Source organism: Geodermatophilus sp. SYSU D00742 (assembly GCF_054049935.1).
Window position 1 is genome coordinate 13,974 of sequence record NZ_JBJGYJ010000003.1, and the last position, 16,864, is coordinate 30,837.

The 16,864-nt window shown below is 74.4% G+C and carries 13 protein-coding genes, 2 tRNA genes and 1 pseudogene; 10 read left to right on the plus strand and 6 right to left on the minus strand.

The window, feature by feature from the left end:
• Positions 1–9 precede the first annotated feature (9 nt).
• The 4 genes from ACI78V_RS02650 to ACI78V_RS02665 are packed head-to-tail and all read left to right on the plus strand — an operon-like array spanning position 10 to position 6,410.
• Positions 10–1,134 carry a GNAT family N-acetyltransferase gene (locus ACI78V_RS02650; RefSeq protein WP_456848652.1) on the plus strand — a complete coding sequence of 375 codons (1,125 nt, stop codon included), beginning with the start codon at positions 10–12 and terminating at the stop codon, positions 1,132–1,134.
• The gene (locus ACI78V_RS02655; protein WP_456848654.1) at positions 1,131–2,087 is read left to right on the plus strand and encodes a glycosyltransferase family 2 protein; all 957 of its coding nucleotides are present in this window, start codon (positions 1,131–1,133) and stop codon (positions 2,085–2,087) included. Before ACI78V_RS02650 ends, ACI78V_RS02655 begins: the two co-directional genes overlap by 4 nt.
• Positions 2,084–2,884 carry a polysaccharide deacetylase family protein gene (locus tag ACI78V_RS02660; RefSeq protein WP_456848656.1) on the plus strand — a complete coding sequence of 267 codons (801 nt, stop codon included), beginning with the start codon at positions 2,084–2,086 and terminating at the stop codon, positions 2,882–2,884. The genes ACI78V_RS02655 and ACI78V_RS02660 overlap by 4 nt, the downstream gene beginning before the upstream one ends.
• On the plus strand, positions 2,877–6,410 hold the full coding sequence (locus ACI78V_RS02665; protein ID WP_456848658.1) for a lipopolysaccharide biosynthesis protein: 3,534 nt from the start codon (positions 2,877–2,879) through the stop codon (positions 6,408–6,410). The genes ACI78V_RS02660 and ACI78V_RS02665 overlap by 8 nt, the downstream gene beginning before the upstream one ends.
• Positions 6,411–6,426: 16 nt before the next feature.
• On the opposite strand, the gene ACI78V_RS02670 is transcribed toward ACI78V_RS02665, so the two are convergent.
• From ACI78V_RS02670 to ACI78V_RS02690, 5 genes are all read right to left on the minus strand, one after another.
• Positions 6,427–7,728 carry a hypothetical protein gene (locus ACI78V_RS02670; RefSeq protein ID WP_456848660.1) on the minus strand — a complete coding sequence of 434 codons (1,302 nt, stop codon included), beginning with the start codon at positions 7,726–7,728 and terminating at the stop codon, positions 6,427–6,429.
• Between the two features lie 93 nt (positions 7,729–7,821).
• Positions 7,822–8,877 carry a PHP domain-containing protein gene (locus ACI78V_RS02675; protein ID WP_456849059.1) on the minus strand — a complete coding sequence of 352 codons (1,056 nt, stop codon included), beginning with the start codon at positions 8,875–8,877 and terminating at the stop codon, positions 7,822–7,824.
• On the minus strand, positions 8,874–9,440 hold the full coding sequence (locus ACI78V_RS02680; RefSeq protein ID WP_456848662.1) for a DoxX family protein: 567 nt from the start codon (positions 9,438–9,440) through the stop codon (positions 8,874–8,876). The genes ACI78V_RS02675 and ACI78V_RS02680 overlap by 4 nt, the downstream gene beginning before the upstream one ends.
• A 150-nt stretch (positions 9,441–9,590) precedes the next feature.
• Positions 9,591–11,027 carry a phosphatase PAP2 family protein gene (locus ACI78V_RS02685; protein WP_456848664.1) on the minus strand — a complete coding sequence of 479 codons (1,437 nt, stop codon included), beginning with the start codon at positions 11,025–11,027 and terminating at the stop codon, positions 9,591–9,593.
• Positions 11,028–11,108: 81 nt separating this feature from the next.
• Positions 11,109–11,636, minus strand: coding sequence for a CGNR zinc finger domain-containing protein (locus tag ACI78V_RS02690; protein ID WP_456848666.1), 528 nt, complete (start codon positions 11,634–11,636; stop codon positions 11,109–11,111).
• Between the two features lie 144 nt (positions 11,637–11,780).
• On the opposite strand from ACI78V_RS02690, the gene ACI78V_RS02695 reads away from it, so the two are divergent.
• The 4 genes from ACI78V_RS02695 to ACI78V_RS02710 all read left to right on the plus strand — a co-directional run bounded on the left by ACI78V_RS02695 (position 11,781) and on the right by ACI78V_RS02710 (position 14,714).
• Positions 11,781–12,977, plus strand: a complete 1,197-nt coding sequence (locus tag ACI78V_RS02695; RefSeq protein ID WP_456848668.1) for an MFS transporter — start codon at positions 11,781–11,783, stop codon at positions 12,975–12,977.
• Positions 12,978–13,123: 146 nt separating this feature from the next.
• Positions 13,124–13,212 (plus strand) — tRNA-Ser (locus ACI78V_RS02700).
• A 21-nt stretch (positions 13,213–13,233) separates the two neighbouring features.
• Positions 13,234–13,306: transfer RNA gene (locus ACI78V_RS02705), tRNA-Arg, on the plus strand.
• A 169-nt stretch (positions 13,307–13,475) separates the two neighbouring features.
• Positions 13,476–14,714 (plus strand): benzoate/H(+) symporter BenE family transporter, encoded by a 1,239-nt coding sequence (locus tag ACI78V_RS02710; RefSeq protein ID WP_456848669.1) that lies wholly within the window; start codon positions 13,476–13,478, stop codon positions 14,712–14,714.
• Between the two features lie 209 nt (positions 14,715–14,923).
• On the opposite strand, the pseudogene ACI78V_RS02715 reads toward ACI78V_RS02710, so the two are convergent.
• A pseudogene (locus ACI78V_RS02715) lies at positions 14,924–15,106 on the minus strand (alpha-hydroxy-acid oxidizing protein); the annotation flags it as partial.
• Between the two features lie 185 nt (positions 15,107–15,291).
• Between ACI78V_RS02715 and ACI78V_RS02720 the strand changes: the two are divergent.
• Together ACI78V_RS02720 and ACI78V_RS02725 are read left to right on the plus strand one after the other, a co-directional pair.
• Entirely contained in the window at positions 15,292–16,263 is a 972-nt protein-coding gene (locus ACI78V_RS02720) for a hypothetical protein (RefSeq protein ID WP_456848670.1), read from the plus strand.
• A gap of 25 nt (positions 16,264–16,288) precedes the next feature.
• Positions 16,289–16,792 (plus strand): MarR family winged helix-turn-helix transcriptional regulator, encoded by a 504-nt coding sequence (locus ACI78V_RS02725; RefSeq protein ID WP_456848672.1) that lies wholly within the window; start codon positions 16,289–16,291, stop codon positions 16,790–16,792.
• Positions 16,793–16,864 lie beyond the last annotated feature (72 nt).

Below are 16,864 nucleotides of genomic sequence, written 5' to 3' on the forward strand. Positions count from 1 at the left end.
GACACCGAGGTGCACATCACCGTCGTACGACCCGGGGAGCTCGGCGAGGCCGAGATCGATCTGTGGCGGGAGTTCCAGCGCGCGACGCCGGCGCTGCAGAACGCCTTCCTGTCGCCCGAGTTCAGCGTCGTGGTGGGCCGCCACCGCCCGCAGGCGCGGGTCGCCGTCCTCAGCGACGGGCCGCGGATCGTGGGCTTCTTCCCCTTCGAGCGGGGCCGGCTCGGCCGCGGCAGCCCGATCGCCACCAACCTGACCGGCTGCCAGGGGCTGGTACACGCCCCGGGTGCGGAGTGGGACACCGACCAGCTGCTCCGCGGGTGCGGACTCGCCGTGTACGAGTTCGACAGCCTCGTCGACGGACAGGAGCCCTTCCGGCCCTACGAGGCCATCCGTGTCCCGTCCCCGATCATGGACCTCAGCCGGGGGTGGGCCGCGTACCTGGCCGAGCAGCGGCAGCGGTCGCAGGCCACGTTCAAGAAGCTCCCGCAGCGGGCCCGCAAGCTCGGCCGCGAGGTCGGCGAGGTCCGGTTCCTGCACGACACCGCCGACCGGGCCACCCTGCGCACGTTGATGTCCTGGAAGTCCGAGCAGTACCGGAGGACCGGCCGTAGCGACCGGTTCACCTGGCCGGGCGTTCCCGAGATCCTCGACGAGCTGCTCGACACGCGGACGGTGACCTTCTCCGCCGTCCTGTCGGAGTTCCGCGCCGGCGAGACGCTGGCCGGCGTGACGCTCGTGCTGCGCAGCCACTCGTCGGCATCGGGGTGGTTCGCGGGCTACAACGTGGAGCTCGCCAGGTACTCGGTCGGGATGCAGGCCCAGCTCGGCGTCGCCGAGGCGCTCGCCGGCGAGGGAGTGCACGAGCTGCACATGGGCCGGGGCACCCGGGACGCCTACAAGCAGACGCTGAAGAGCCGCGACCTCGTCGTGGCCGAGGGCCGGTTGCTGCGCCGCACCCCGGCCGGTGCCCTGCACTGGGCCAAGGCGGCTCCCGCGCGCCGGATCCGGTACCTGGTGACCGAGTCACCACGGTTGCTCAGGGCTGCGGACCGGACGCTGTACCGCTACGGGGAGCTGCGCACGTCGCTCGGCCGGCGCACGGACCGGTCCCGGACCACGGCAGCCGCGAGGTGAGCGCCGCACCGACCGTCTCGGTCGTCATCTGCGCCTACACCGAGGACAGGTGGGACGACGTCCTCGCCGCCGTGGAGTCGGTCCGCCGGCAGTCGCGACCGGCGGACGAGATCCTCCTGGTCGTCGACCACAACCCCCGGCTCCACGCGCGGCTGACGGCGGAGCTGCCGGACGTCCTGGTGGTGGAGAACCGCGACCGCCGCGGCCTGTCCGGGGGCAAGAACACCGGCGTCGCGGTGAGCACCGGCGACCTGATCGCGTTCCTGGACGACGACGCGGTCGCCGAGCCTGAGTGGCTGGAGTACCTCGTGGCCGGCTTCTCCGACGACGACGTCGCCGGGGTGGGGGGGACCACGCTGCCCCTGTGGGCCACCGCGAGGCCGCGGTGGTTCCCGACGGAGTTCGACTGGGTCGTCGGCTGCACCTTCACCGGCCGCGAGCCGGGCCGCGTGCGGAACCTGCTGGGCGGCAACGCCTGCTTCCGCCGCCGGGTCTTCGACGTCGCCGGGGGCTTCCCGACCGACATCGGCCGCACCTCCCGGGACAGCCGGCCCCTGGGCTGCGAGGAGACCGAGTTCTGCATCCGGGTCAGCCACCGCCTCCCGTCCGCGGTGTTCCTCTTCGAGCCCCGCGCGGTGATCGGGCACCGCGTGCCGGTACCCCGGGAGCGGTTCGCGTACTTCCGGTCCCGGTGCTACGCGGAGGGCCTGTCCAAGGCGGCGGTGGCCCGCAGCGTCGGCGCGGCCGACGGCCTGTCGGTCGAGCGCAGCTACACCACCGTCACCCTGCGCCGCGGCGTGGTGCGGGGGCTGGTCGACGCCGCGCACGGCGACCTCTCCGGCCTGGGCCGGTCGGGCGCCATCTCCACCGGCCTGCTCGCCGCGGCAGCCGGTTACGTCCGGGGGTCGATCGACGGCCGGCGCAGTGCCGCCGTCGCAGGGAGTGCCTCATGACCGTCACCGTCCCGGTGCTCATGTACCACGCCGTCGCCGCCGACCCGAACCGCGCGACCCGCCGGCTCTCGGTGCACCCGCGGATGTTCGAGGCACAGCTGGACTGCCTCGGCGAGCGCGGGTTCACCCCGATGACGTTCTCCGCGCTCGGGGTCGCGCTGCGGGACGGCGACGAGCTCCCCGAGCGGCCGGTCGTGCTCACCTTCGACGACGGCTACGCGGACTTCCACCGCGAAGCCCTGCCGCGGCTGGTGGCCCGCGGCTGGCCGGCCACCGTGTTCGTCACCACCGGCTGGCTCGCCGACGCCGAGGACCGGGCGGGACGCCCGCTGGACGACATGCTCTCGTGGGGGCAGCTCGCGGAGCTGGCCGCGGCCGGGATCGAGATCGGTGCCCACAGCCACAGCCATCCACAACTCGACCAGCTCCCGGCCGCCGCGCTGGCGACCGAGCTCCGGGACAGCAGAGCCCACCTGGAGGACCGCCTGGGGCGCCGGGTGGCGACCCTGGCGTATCCGTTCGGGTACTCCAGCCGGCGCGTGCGGCGGGACGTCGCGGCGGCCGGGTACGACTTCGCCGCCGCAGTGGGGAACGCCCGGGTGCGGCCGTCGTCGACCGACCTGCTCGCCGTGCCGCGGCTGACCGTCCGGCGGGCCACGACCCTCGACGTCTTCGCCCGCATCCTGGTGCAGGACGACGTCACCTCGACCTTCCTGCCCGACCGGGCCCTCACCGCTGGGTACGCGGCGGTGCGGCGCACCCGGTACGTCGTCGCGAAGGTGCGCGGCCGTGGCTGAGCCGAAGGGCGCGTTGGCCCTCGAGGAGCCGCCGGAGCAGCCGGTCGTCGGGACCGGCGTCGAGCTCGCGCCGCGGTGGACGTCGCGCGCCCGTGCCCACCTCGCCCAGCCCTTCTACCGGAACGCCTACGCCCTGGTGCTCAACACGGGCGTCACCGGGATCCTGGGCCTCGTCTACTGGTTCCTGGCCGCCCAGCGCTACAGCCCGGACGACGTGGGCCGGGGCTCGACGGCCATCTCGGTGATGGGTCTGCTCTCCGGGATCGTCGCGCTCAACGTCAGCGGCACCCTGAACCGCTTCCTGCCCGAGAGCGGCCGGTCGGTCCGGCGGCTGGTGACCTGGTCCTACCTGCTGACCTCCGCCGCGGTGGTCGCGCTGACGCTCGGCTTCTACGCCACCCTCGACCTCTGGGGACCGTCGTTCGACCTGTTCCGTGATGCCACGTTCCGCACGTGGTTCCTGGCCGCGGTGGTCGCCGCGGGGGTGTTCACCGCGCAGGACGGCGTGCTCACCGGGCTGCGCGGTGCCGTCTGGATCCCCGTGGAGAACGCCGTCTTCGGCGTGGCGAAGATCGTCCTCCTCGTCGTGCTCGCCGAGAGCTTCCCGTCGGAGGGCGTCTTCCTCTCCTGGGTCGTCCCGATGATCGTCGTGCTGCTGCCGACGAACGCGCTCATCTACGGCCGGCTCCTGCCCCGTCGCCTGCGGGCGGAGGGGGACCGCCTCCCCGCCTACCCGTCCGGTGCGGTGTGGCGTTTCCTCGCCGCGGACTACGTCGGCGCGCTGTTCGTCTTCGCGATCGTCAACCTGGTGCCGGTCATGGTGGCCGACCGGGTGCCGCCCGCCACCTATGCCTATTTCTTCATCGCGTGGGTGATCGGGAGCCTGCTCAGCCTGGTGGCGGTCAACCTGGCGACCTCGCTGAGCGTGGAGGGCGTCTACGACCGGGCGACGCTGGTCGCCAACTGCCGCGCGGCGCTCGTGCGGGGGTTGATCCTGCTGGTCCTCGCGGCCGTCGTGGTGTGCCTGGCCGCGCCCCACGTCTTCGGGCTCTTCGGCGACGACTACCTGCCGGCTGCCCCGCTGTTGCAGTTGATGGCGCTCGCCGCGCTACCCCGGGCGGTGACCGACATCCACATCGGGGCCCTCCGTGCGCTGGGGCGCGGACGGCAGATCGTGCGCGTGCAGGTCCTGCGCGGGGTGCTCGTCCTCGGCTCGGTGTTCGTCTGCCTCTACCACGACGGGGTGGCCGCGGCTCTCGGCATCTCGACGATCACCGCCGTCGGCCTCGCCCTGCTGCTGAGCCAGCTGCTCGTCGCGCTGCTCGTGCTGCCGCCCCTGCTGCGGTTCCTGCATCCGGTCCGGGGCGGTGACACGATCGCCGAACGGGCCGGAGCCTCCCCGGCAGCTGGGCGGGTCCCCGCTCCGGCGCGGCACCGGGTGGAGACCGAGGCGCCGGAGGTCGACGGCACCGGGCCGGCCAGCTCCCGGACCCGGTGGGCGGCGGTGGCCCTGGCGCTGGTCACCGCGGCCGCCGTGCCGGCCTACTTCCTCCCGCTCCGTGACGTCGACCTCGACGAGATGAACGGCCTCGGGCTGGTGTCGGTGCTGCCGCCGGTGACCATGGCGGCGGTCGTCGTGCTCGTCGTGGCCTTCGGCTGCGCCCTGTCGCTGCGCCGGCCGCACCCGCTGCTCCTGGGTGGACAGCTCGTCGTCCTCACCGTCCTGCTGCACGGCGTCACGGTCTTCGTCGAGGCCATGGCGCGCTTCCCCATCTCCTGGGTGCACGCCGGCTTCGTCGAGTACATCTCGCGGACCGGGACGGTCGTCCCCGGGCTGGACGCCCGGTTCAGCTGGCCGGGCTTCTTCGGGTTCGCGAGCTTCCTGGCCGGGCCGGAGCACCAGCAGGTGCTCCCCACGGTCCTCCAGATCACCCCTGTGCTCAGCAACCTGCTGTACCTGCTGCCGCTGTGGCTGCTGCTGCGCAACGTGCGCGCCACCTGGCAGGCCCGGTGGCTGGCGGCGGGGCTGTTCGTCGTCCTGAACTGGGTGGGGCAGGACTACTTCTCCCCCCAGGGCTTCACGTACCTGCTCTACCTCCTGTTCGTGGCGGTCCTCGTCACGTGGTTCCGGCCGCGGTGCCGGACGTCGGTCGTCGCCCGGGGATCGGAGCGCTTCGTGGCGATCCGGCGCGGCTGGCGGCGGGTGTTCCCCCCGGCGGTACCGGGCGAGACGCCCCCGGGGGAGACCAGCGAGCGCCTGCGGACCGTCCTGCTCGCGCTGCTGATCGGCCTGTTCGTCGCCGCGACGGTGAGCCACCAGCTCACGCCCTTCCTGATGCTGTTCGCCGCGGCCGGTCTGATCGCGGTGCGGCGCTCGACCGTGAAGGGCCTGCCGGTGCTGCTGGGCGTCCTGCTGGTGGCCTGGCTCAGCTACATGACCGTGGCCTACTGGTCCGGGCACCTCGGCGGGCTGCTGGCCGGGATCGGCGACCTGACGGGGAACCTGTCCTCCAGCGTCGCCGGGCGGGCCCAGGGTGGGGACGCGCAGCACCAGCTCGTGGTGCTCAGCCGCATCGCCATCACGCTCGTCGTCTTCGCCCTGGCCGGGCTGGGCCTGCTGCGCCGACGCCTGCGGGGTCTGGAGGACCGCGTCCTGTTCGTCCTGTTCGCGATGCCGCTGGCTGCCGTGCTGCTTCAGTCCTACGGCGGTGAGATCACCCTGCGGGTCTACTTCTTCGCCCTGCCGGCGGCCTGCTGCCTGGTGGCGTTCGCCTTCTTCCCACGCACCGGCGGGCGGCCCTCCCTGCTCAGCCGGCTGTGTGCGGTCGCCTGTGTGCTCCTCCTCGCCGGAGGCTTCTTCGTCGCCCGGTACGGCAACGAGAGTTTCGAACGGATCCGGCCCGGTGAGGTGGCTGCCGTCGAGGCCATCCACGACGCCAGTGGCGCCGGTGGGGTGGTCGTCTTCCTCAACGGCACCGGCAGTCCGGGGTCGACCCCCTTCATGCCCCTGGGCTACCGGGACGTCGAGAAGGTCCGCTGGACCGGCGTCCTGGCCCCGCGGGACCCGGCCGACGTCTCCACCGTGGTGGACGCGCTCGAGGACCGCGGCCCCGGCACGTTCCTGATCACCACCCGCGGTCAGGAGGCCCACCTCGAGATCGGCAGCGGGTACCCAGCCGGGTGGGGCGAGGACTTCCGCGCCGGCATGGCAGAGGCGCCGGGGATCCGGGTGGTCGCCGAGAACCCCGACGCGGTGGTCTACACCCTCGAGGGTCCGCCGGCGACCGGCTCGCCGTCCGCGGCGGCCGGGGCGACGGGATACCGGATCGGCGCCACGCCGTGGACGCCGGTCGGCCTGGTCTTCCTCGTCCTGCTGGTGGTGGTGCTCGTCTGGCGGGAGGTCTGGCGGCTGCGACTGCCCGCCGGCGAGGGCCGGCGCCTCCGCCCGCTGACGGTCGCCGCCGTTCCCCTGCTGGTGGGGCTGGCCCTGGTGGTGCTGGAACGCCTGGTCCTGCTCGCGGGATGACCCCGCGCCCGCGGGCTCAGAGCGCCGGGATCCAGCGGGTCTCGTACGGGGCGAGTGTGACGCGCGTGTCCCGGAGCGTGGCCGTGACGGGCCGGTCGGTGGTGTTCACGATCACCATGACCTCGGCCTGGGCCAGCACGCGCAGCCCGTCCGGAGCGTCGACCTCCTGCAGCGCTGTCCCGGGCGGGAACCAGCGCGTGAAGCCCTGCAGCACGTCGGTGAGGAAGGGCAGGGCCTCCCCGCCGTCGTCGCCCGTCGTGTCGGTCCACAGGCACGTGGCGCAGGAGCTGCCGCCCGGGGACGGGTTCCAGTACAGGGCCGTCTGCGTGCCGCTGCGGGCGAACTCCATCATCGCGGCGGTGTAGACGGCGACCTGCTGGTCGGCCGGCCACTCCCGGACCACCGGGTCGAGGTACCACTCGGCCCACCAGATGGGCAGGTCGGTGCGCTGCTGGATCCAGTCGTTCACCGCCGAGAACTTCGCCAGCGCGTCGAAGGGATCCCCGCCGTCCTGGGCGACGGCGTGCCCGTCGACCACCACGAAGTCAGCTCCCTCGTTGTTGGCCAGCCAGTGGTCGAAGGCGTCCAGCACGCGTGGGTCGACGGCTCCCCAGTCGCCCGACAGCTCAGCGCTCACGTCACCCTCGGCGGTGACCATCGGCAGGTAGGGGCCACCGACCAGAGCGTCGGGGTTGGCGGCTTTGACCGCCGCACGGACCTGGTTGTAGAAGTCGGTGTACCCCTGGGCGTCCCAGGTGTTGTCGTCCCGGTCCCAGAAGCCCTTGAACTCGTTCCAGACCAGGAAGTGCCGGACGTCGGGGTACCGCTCGGCCACGACCGCGGCGAGTTCGGCGAAGTCGGCGTAGTGCTCGGGCAGCGGGGCGTCCTCCAGGTGGCTCCAGTCGGTGGTGCCCTCCGGGCCGCCCTTCATCCAGTCCGGGGCGCAGCACAGCGTGATGACCGGGATGCCGTTCGACTGGCGGATGAACTCGATGCGCTGGTCGAGGTTGCCGAAGTCGTACTCGCCGGGACGGGGCTCCGGGTTCTCGGCGCCCCAGCCCATGATCGCCTGCGCCTGCACGAGCGGCTGGTCACGCAGGGCTTGTTGGACCGACCGGACCGCCACGGGGACACCGGCGTCCGCACTGAACTGCGTGTGCGTGAACCCCCACCCGGGCCACGCCTCCTCGGGGGTCCCGGTGGACGGCGCCGCCGGTCGAGCGGAGGACGAGGTCGCGGACCGCGTCGAGATGAGGGCGGTCGCCACCACCGCCACCACGGCGACGAGAACGGCCGCGAGGACGTACGGACGCTTCACACGGTCCTCCGGTTGGTCGCCAGCTCCCCCTGGACGCCCGAGGATATGGCCTGGCGAGCGGCGCGGTCGGTTGTCGGCCGTGCCGCCGGACGGTCAGCCCCCGTGGGTCCAGCCCAGCAGGTCCTCGGCGGGCCGCGCGTTGACCACCCGCTCCACCGGCACCCCGACCTCCACCGCGCGCTCGCAGCCGTTGCCCAGCCAGTCCAGCTGACCGGGGGCGTGCGCGTCGGTGTCGACGGCGAACTCGCAGCCGAGCTCGACGGCGAGGGCGAGGAGCCGCAGCGGCGGGTCCAGCCGCTCCGGCCGGGAGTTGATCTCCACCGCGGTGCCGTGCTCCACGCAGGCGTCGAACACCGCCTCCGCGTCGAACTGGCTCTCCGGGCGCGGTCGCTGCCGGCGTCCCTCCCGCTGCTCGCGCGGGATCAGCAGCCGACCGGTGCAGTGCCCGAGGACGTCGGTGTGCGGGTGGGCCACGGCCTTGAGCATCCGCTCGGTCATCGCCGCCCGGTCCGCGCGCAGGTCGGAGTGCACGCTGGCGACGACGACGTCCAGCCGCCCCAGCAGCTCGTCGGTCTGGTCCAGCTCGCCGTCGACGGTGATGTCGCACTCGATGCCGGTCAGGATCCGGAAGGGCGCCAGCTCCTCGTTGAGTTCCGCGACGACGTCCAGCTGCCGCTCCAGCCGTTCCGGGGACAGGCCGTTGGCGACCGTCAGCCGGGGCGAGTGGTCGGTGAGCGCCATGTACTCGTGACCGAGCGCCATCGCCGCCTCGGCCATCTCCCGGATCGGGCTGCCGCCGTCGGACCAGTCCGAGTGCACGTGGAGGTCCCCGCGCAGCGCGGCACGGAACTCGGCGACGTCGTCGGCCAGCGGCACGAGCTCGCCGTGGGCCTCCTCGAGCCGGGCCAGGTACTCGGGGACCTCACCGGCGTGCGCCTGGACGATCGCCGCCCCGGTCTTGGGGCCGATCCCGCGCAGGTCGGTGAGGGTCCTCGTGCGGATCCGCCGGTCGAGCTCCTCGGGCCCGAGCGTGTCGACGACGGCGGCGGCGGTGCGGAACGCCGACACGCGGTGCGTGGGCTCGCGGGCGCGCTCCAGGAGGAAGGCGATCCTCCGGAGCGCGGCCGCGGGCGTGAGCGGTTCGCTCAGCGGGACGCCTTCCGGGCCAGGCGCTGCCTCTTGGCCTTGCGCTCGGCCTTCCGGTGCGCCTTCACGGCCCGCTTCTGGGCCCGGTCGTAGCTCTTCTCGGTCGACTCCGCCGCCCGCTTCGCCGCCCGGCGGGCCCGGTAGCCGACCGACGGCCTGCCCTCGGTGTCGACGGCGGCGATCAGCAGCCCGCCCAGCAGGCCGAGGTTCTTGAGGAAGTGGGAGATCTGGCCGAAGCGCTCCTTGGGGTCGTCGTGCTCCCAGAAGCGGTGTCCGGCCAGCGTGGTCGGCACGATGCTGGCCGAGAGGGCCAGCGCGGAGAGTCGGGGCAGCTTGCCCAGCGCGAGCAGCGAGCCGGCGACCACCTTCACGCCGGCGTCGATCTTGACCCACTGCTCGACGTCGCGCGGCACCTGCACCGGCAGCTGCTTGTCCGCCTGCTCGGTGATCTGGTCGACGACGGGCTTCGCGCCCGGCACCCGGGTCTGCGGGTTGCGCAGCGTGTCGATCCCGCCGTAGACGAACGACGAGGCGAGCAGCGGCCGGGCGATCCGGCGGACCAACATGGAGGACCTCTTTCCGTCGGGGATCTGCGTGTGCACCGGTGCCCCGGACCTCGCCGGGACACCCCTGATCGGACCGTAGTGACGTCGCCGCCACTCCGCCCACCGAGTCCGGCGGCTCCGCGGCGGGGAGACGCCGGTGCGGGGTGGCCGTCAGTCGGCGCGGGCGCAGTAGACGGTGAGCATCCCGCGCTTGCGGAACAGGAACTCCGTGGCCGGCTCGCCGGTCTCGCCGTCGTAGGCCACCTCCTGGGGGCCCGACCGGGAGACCACCCGTACCTGGCGGGCCTGGGTGTCGGCGTACCCGGAGCTGCGGTCGCTGATGCCCAGCAGCGAGCCGAGGACGGCGCGGGTGCGGCTGAACCGGACGTCGGCGCGCAGGTACTGGACGTCGAGCAGCCCGTCCTCCAGCCGCGGCCGCCAGGCGGGGGCCAGCCCGCGCGGGGTGTAGCGGCAGTTGCCGACGAAGAGGATCCACACCAGCGCCGGCCGGCCGTCGAGCAGCAGCGACACCGGCGTCCCGCTGCGCAGCGTGCGCGCGACGGCCACGGTCATGGCCGCCCACTTCCCCATCCGCCCGGCCAGCGCGTCGCGGCGGCGCACCATCTCGGGGTAGCTGCCGATGCTCGCGGTGTTGAGGAACGGCGTCCCGTTCACCTCGGCGACGTCCACCTCGACCGCCTCCCCGGCGGCCACCGCCTCGGCGGCGTGCTCGAGGGTGTGCACGCCGACGTCCCGCGCGAAGTGGTTGAGGGTGCCCGCGGGCAGCACCGCCAGCGGCAGACCGTGCTCGACGGCGACCGCGGCGGCGGCCGCCACGCTGCCGTCACCACCCGCGACGCCCAGCGCCCGGGCGCGGCCCGACCGGGCGGCCTCCTCGAGCAGGTCGGCGATGCCCACCCCCGGCCCCGACTCGCGCACGTCCGCGCGGGGCAGCAGCCGCCGGATGTCCTCGGCCGGGTCGTACCCGTCCGGGCCCGACCGCGGGTTCACCGCGACCACGAGCCCCTCGCCCTCGGGCAGCGCCGGAGCCGACCGCGCCGGCCGCACCCGCGCCGGGGTCCTCGGCCGCACCCGCCACCACGCCTGGCCGGCGACCGCCACGGCCGTGCCCACCGCCAGCCCGGCGACGACGTCCCCCGGGTAGTGCACGCCCACGTGCACCCGGGAGTACCCGACGGTGAGTGCCACCGGTGCGAGGGCCACACCGGCCGCGGGGCACTCCAGCGCAACGCCGGTGGTGAAGGCCGCCGCCGAGGAGGCGTGCCCGCTGGGGAAGGAGTGGGTGGTCAGCGACCGGCGCAGCAGCCGGTCGACGTGGTGGCCGCCGAGGTCGGGACGCCGGCGGCCGAACACCCGCTTGAGGACGGCGTTCACCACCGCGCTCGACACCGCCATCGAGCCCAGCCCGCGGACGGCGGCCCGGCGCAGCGGCCCGCGACGGGCGGCCAGCACCGCGCCGGCGAGCATCCAGAGCTTCCCGTGGTCGGCGGCGGTGGTGAGCCGGCGCAGCCAGCGGTCGGCCGGTGAGGTGGGCAGACCCCCGACGAAGGAGTGCAGGCGGGCGTCCCAGTGCCGGGCGCTGCGCATGCCGCCGGACGCTAGCGCCGATGGAGGGCGGACGTGGGCCTCGCGGCGACGGGGCCGCTCCATCGGGCGCGTGGCCCGGGTTCAGGCCTTGCGGCGGGCGCGGTACGCGGCGACTGTCGAGCGGCTGGCGCAGGTGTTGGAGCAGTAGCGGCGGCTGGCGTTGCGTGAGGTGTCGACGTAGACGTTGTCGCAGCCTTCGGCGGTGCACACGCCCAGCCGCTGCCAGCCGTGCTGGACTACGACCTGCGACAGGCCCATCGCCACCGTGGTCGTCAGCTGCTCGAGGGCCGGCGCCTCCCGGCGGGCGTAGTGCAGGTGCAGATCACCGTCGTGGTCGGTCGCGTACGGCTGTGGTGAGGCGAGCGCGAGCAGCGCGTTGAGCCGCTCGATCACCTCTGGCTGCGACCCCGCGACGGCGACCGCGCGTACCAGGTCGGCGGTCTCGGCGGCCTGCGCCGCCTCGGTGGGGGAGAGGGTCAGCGCGGTGCCGGGCTCGAACCACTCGTCGTGGGCGCGCAGGAACGCGGCCAGCCAGTCGTCGTCCCGGCCGGCGTTGGCGAGGTCGATCGCCAGCTCGACGGCGCTGGACCCGTAGGTGTCGTAGTCCATCAGGCTCCCTCGTCCCGCCGGGTCCCCCGCGACTCGTAGGTGGCGTATCTCATTTGACTCCCTACCGCCGCGTCCCTAGCCTGTAGGTGGTCAACGCAGTTTGGCCACCTACTCTTCCGCTGCTCTTCCTAAGTGGGTCTCGTCGTGCGTTCGTACCTCAGCGTCTGGCGGTTGCCGTCCGCCCCGGTGCTGCTCGTGGCCGGTTTCGCCGGTCGGCTGCCCTCGGCGATGGTCCCCCTCGGGCTGCTGCTCATGGTGCAGCAGCAGACCGGCTCCTACGCGGTTGCCGGCGTCGCGGCGGCGGCGTACGGCCTCGCGATGGCGGTCATGGCCCCGGTGCTCGGCCGGCTGGCCGACCGGCGGACGCCGCGCCCGGTCCTCCTGACCCAGGCCGCGGCCTATCCGCTGCTGCTGGCGCTGCTGGTCGCCGTCGTCCTCGGCAGCGCCCCCACGGCCGTGCTCGTCGGGGCCGCCGCGCTGGCCGGGGCCGCCACTCCGCTGGTGTCGGGCACCGTCCGTGCGCTGTGGTCCCGGGTCGACCCGCGGGTGCGCACCACCGCCTTCGCGCTCGACGCCACCGCCACCGAGCTGGTCTTCGTCGCCGGCCCGACCCTGGTCGCCGCGCTCGCCGTCCTCGCCGCCCCGGCGTGGTCGCTGGCTGTCGCCGGGGTGCTGGCCGTCGCAGGCGCGCTGGGCATCGCGACGTCCCGGGCGATGCGCGGCTGGGTGCCCGTCCCGGCCGTCGAGCGCGCACACCCGCTGGCCACCGTGCTCAGCCCCGGCATGCCCCGCGTGCTGGGCAGCGGCGCCGCGCTGATGCTGGGCTTCGGCGCCCTCGAGGTCGCCGTCCCCGCCTTCGCCGACGCCGCGGGCACGCCCGGCATGTCCGGGGTCCTGCTGGCCCTGTGGTCGCTGGGTTCGGTCGCCGGTGGACTGTGGTTCGGCGCCCGGGTGGTCAGCGTCTCGCTGCCGCGGCAGTACCGCTGGCTGCTGCTCGGCGTCACCATCGGCCTGGCCCCGCTGACCGCGGCGTCGGGTCCGTGGGTGCTCGGTGCCCTGCTCTTCCTCGGCGGGACGGCGATCGCCCCGACCCTCACCGTGCAGAGCTCGCTGGTCGGCACGCTGGCCCCCGCGCACGCCACCACGGAGGCGTTCACCTGGCTGTCGACGATGGCCACCGGCGCTTCCGCGATCGGTGCCGCGCTGGGTGGGGCGCTCATCGACGGTCCGGCCGGGGTCACCGGCAGCCTGCTGTTGGCCGTCGCGGGGGCGGCGCTGGCGGTGGTCGTCACCCTGGTGCCGGGCCGGCGCCGGGTGGTGGCCGAGCCGGTCGCCGCCTGAGGCCGTGCGGTCGCGCGGCGACCGGCTCGTCCGACGTCGCGCGGGGTCGGCCCGCGCGCACCCGCCCCGGGTGGGACCCCCGTGAAGCACCGTCGGGGGCGCTGGTAGTCTCTCTCCTCGGTGGTTCCGGGGGGACTCGGACCCCGGGAGGCTTCGCCTAGTCCGGTCTATGGCGCCGCACTGCTAATGCGGTTTGGGTTAATCCCCATCCCGGGTTCAAATCCCGGAGCCTCCGCGCAGGACAACTGAACACCAGGCACCCGTAGCTCAACGGATAGAGCATCTGACTACGGATCAGAAGGTTAGGGGTTCGAATCCCTTCGGGTGCACGTCTGGTTGAGACAGCACCGCGGCCCCGCTCTCACTGAGAGCGGGGCCGCGATGTGTCGGGGGGCCACGACCCTGACCCCGGGCCGGGTGCCGGCACGGGTCCTCGGCGGCGCAGGCCATGATGCCGGGGCCGGACGCGCGGGCGCCGGCCCGACGACGGGGGTGGGCATGGCCGGACCCGACCACCTGCTCGAGCGCCCCGCCCGGCCGCTGCCCGGCCTGCGGCAGGTGGCCCGTGACCTGGGCACCGTCTACGCGGCCAACGGCCTCATCGGCTTCGTCTTCGCCGCCACCGGGCCGGTCGCGGTCATCCTCGCGGTCGGGGGCGCGGGTGGGCTCACCCGCGAGCAGCTGGCGTCCTGGCTGTTCGGGTGCTTCCTCCTCAACGGCGTCCTGACCGTGCTGGCCTGCGTGCTCTACCGGCAGCCGCTGTCGTTCTTCTGGACGATCCCCGGCACCGTCCTGGTCGGCCCGGCGCTGACGCACCTCCCCTGGCCGGAGGTGGTGGGCGCCTTCGTCGCCACCGGGCTGCTGATCGTCGTCCTGGGCCTGACCGGGTGGGTGCGGCGGCTGATGGCGGTCATCCCGATGCCGATCGTGATGGCGATGGTCGCGGGGGTGTTCCTGCGCTTCGGTCTGGACCTGGTGCACGCGCTGCGGGACGACCTCGCCCTGGCCGGGCCCATGGTGCTCACCTTCCTGCTGGTCAGTGCCCTGCCCGGGCTCGCGCGGGTGGTGCCGCCGCTGATCGCCGTCCTCGTCGTCGGGGCGGTCGCCGTGGCCTTCTCCGGCCGGTTCGACGCCGGCGCGCAGACGGCGTCGTGGGTCGCCGCCCCGGTGTTCCAGGCCCCGGCGTGGTCGGTCCAGGCGCTGCTGGAGCTGGTGGTCCCCCTCGCGATCACCGTCATCGTCGTCCAGAACGGGCAGGGCATCGCCGTCCTGCGCGCGGCCGGGCACACGCCGCCGGTCACCGTCATCACGGTCGCCTGCGGCGTCTGGTCCCTGCTGGCCGCCGCCGTCGGCAGCGTCTCCACCTGCCTGACCGGCCCGACCAACGCGCTGCTGTCGGCCTCCGGCGAGCGGTCACGCCACTACACCGCCGGGGTGGTCTGCGGGCTGCTGGCCGTGGTCTTCGGCGTCCTCGCGCCGCTGTTCACCGACCTGCTGCTCGGCACGCCGGCGGCCTTCATCGCTACCCTCGCCGGGCTGGCGATGCTCCGGGTGCTGCAGGCCTCCTTCGTCACCGCGTTCGCCGGCCGCCTGACGCTGGGCGCGCTGGTCACCTTCCTCGTCACCGTCGCCGACGTGACCCTGCTGAACATCGGCTCGGCCTTCTGGGGGCTGGTGGCGGGCGGTCTCGTGGCGTGGCTGCTCGAGCGGGGCGACCTGCGGGCGGCCACGACCTGACGGGAGGACCCGGGGGACCGGCGCCGGCGGGCACGAGGGGTCATCCGGTCGACGGCGGGACGTTGAGGGGCGGGGGGCCGGTCCTGACGGTCTGGCCGCGTTGGTCGGTCCACCCAGCAGTGGGTGGCCACTCGTTCCCGGCTGCCCCCGCCCATCGCCACTGTGACTCAGCCCACTCGGCGGGGTCAAGGGCGGCCGGGCGTGTCGCCTCAGCCGACCCGGCGCAGCGTCTCGGCGCCCAGCCGGCCGACGGCGGTGTGCCCGGTGAGCCCCAGCGCGAGGTCGAACTCGCCGAGGACGTCGGACACCACCTGCCGCACGCCCTCCTCGCCGGCCAGCCCCAGCCCCCACGCGAACGGCCGCCCGAGCAGCACCGCGCGGGCCCCCAGCGCGACCGCGGTGAGGGCCCCGTCACAGCATCCGGAACGGTGCCGGACTGTCTATTTGTCGACACGCCGCAGCGACACGCGCGACCGGCCGGTAACCCAGGGTCGGCAGGGCCCCGTGACCGTCATGATGGGACCGCACCGGCGCATCACGGATGACGCGGGTCAGCACGATCCAGGGGGAAGTACACGTGCCGGTCCTCACCAGGGCCGCGACCATCGCGGGCCTGTTCGCACTCCTCGCCTGTGCCGGCGTCGCCGGCGCCGCGTCCGCGCTCGCCGTCGACGACCCGACCCGCCCCGACGCGCGGGTCACCCACGGCCCCAGCTGCCGTCCCGGCGGCGTCGTCCTCGAGGTCACCGGCGGCGCCGTCGCCTACGCCGTCCTGCTCACCACCACCCGCCGGCCGTCGGGGGAGGACGCCGCGGAGGTGCAGCCCGGCCAGGTCGTGGTGCTCGCCACCGGCGACGTCGACTGGGGCGAGACGATCGACCCGGGCCTGGAGTACACCGCGCTCGACGGGTCCGGGACGCACTACGTCGACGACCTCGAGGGCTACAGCTTCACCCGCCCCGCAGCCGAGGACTGTGCCGCGATCACCCCGCCGACCGCCGCCGCCACCGTGCCGTCCCCCGCCGCGGAGGCCGGCACGGCGTCGGAGCCGGTCATCGAGCTGCCCGACGTCGAGGTGGCGCCCATGCCGGTGCCGGACACGGGCAGCGCCACCCCGGCGGACGCCCTCGACGTGCTGCCGGCGGTCACCGCCTCGGCCCTGGAGGTCGTGGCCGGGCAGGAGATCACCCTCTCCGGGCAGGGCTTCGCCCCCGGCGAGCGGGTCGCGGTGCGGGTGGCCGACGGCGACGTCCTCGCCGCGGTCACCGCCGGGCCCGACGGCTCCCTGGACGCCCACGTGCGCATCCCCGCCGCCACCGCCGCCGGTGCCGCCGTCCTCGAGCTGGTCGGTCGCGACTCGTCGTCCACCGTCACGGTCGGGCTCCGGGTCGCCGCCGCGCCGACCGCCCTCCCGAGGCCGGACGACGGGGTGGCCACGCCGGTGCTCGTCGCGGGGGTCGCCCTGCTCGGCGTGGGTGCCGGGCTGGCCGCCGTCACCGGTCGCCGGGCGCGGCGGGTGCCGGGCTCCTCGTCCACCGGGAGCGCGTGAGCCGGTCGTCGGCGACGATGGGGGGGTGCCCCGCCCCGAGGACGCCGTCACGCAGGACCTCCCCACCGGTGACGTCGCCCGGGTGCCCGGGGCCGGGCCGCTCCCGGCCGAGACCTGGTTGCGCATCGTGCAGGTGCACGACCGGATCACCCACCGCGTCGACTCCGCCCTGCACCGCCAGCACGGCATCTCCCTCACCGGCTTCGAGGCGCTGCGCCGGATCGCCGAGGCCCCGGGGGAGCGCGCGACGATGGGCGAGGTGGCCGAGGCGCTCGGGCTCTCCCGCGCCGGGGTGACCAGCACCGTCAGCCGGCTGGTGGCCGAGGGCCTGGTCGTCCGGGAGCGTGCGGCGGGGGACCGGCGCCTGCTGCACGCCCGGCTGACCCCGGCGGGGCGGAGCCGCGTGGCGGAGGCCACGCCCACGCACGACGGCCTCGTCGCCCACCTGCTCACCCTCCTGGGTGACGACGCCGCCGTGGTGACCGATGCACTCGCGCGGGTGTCCGCGGCGGCCCGCATCCGCCGCTGAGCTGCGCTGATCCTGCTCGACGGGTACTCCCGAGGTCCCTCGGCGGCCCGGACGACGCCGCGCGCCCGGAGA